This window comes from Nocardia alni (genome assembly GCF_019038435.1).
GTDB lineage: Bacteria > Actinomycetota > Actinomycetes > Mycobacteriales > Mycobacteriaceae > Nocardia > Nocardia alni.
The window spans coordinates 1-403 of record NZ_JAGPOX010000392.1; the positions used below are offsets into that span (position 1 = coordinate 1).

The 403-nt window shown below is 65.0% G+C and carries 1 protein-coding gene; it reads right to left on the reverse strand.

The window, feature by feature from the left end; translation table 11 throughout:
- The coding region (locus JZ791_RS44465; RefSeq protein WP_216904028.1) for a lysozyme family protein at positions 1–403 on the reverse strand (403 nt) is incomplete at both ends.

Sequence of the window (403 nt, forward strand, 5' to 3'; positions counted from 1 at the left end):
CGCCTGCAGCTGCATCATCCGATCCACCGAACCCAGTACCACCTTGGACAGTGCCTGGTCGGCGATGTTCAGGAGGCTGCCCCGCGCCATCGCCCCGGTGGACGGGTACACGACATAGGCGCGTGCGGGATCTTCCGACGGCACGTACACGGGGCCATTGGATTGAGCAACGATGCGCGCCTGCGCCGGCGAAGCCAGCTGCGGGTGATGCTCGACCTTCACCGCGCGGCGCTCCCCCCGACTGACCACGTCGATCGGTGCGACACCATTACTGGCGACCTGCTGCCCGCGGCGGATCGAGTCGTAGATCTTCTGCACGTAGCCATGACGGAAGCCGGTCTCGAAATTGCCCGAGTAGTAGCAGCTGAACGACTTGCCCCAGTCACCACCGGAGCGCTTGTAG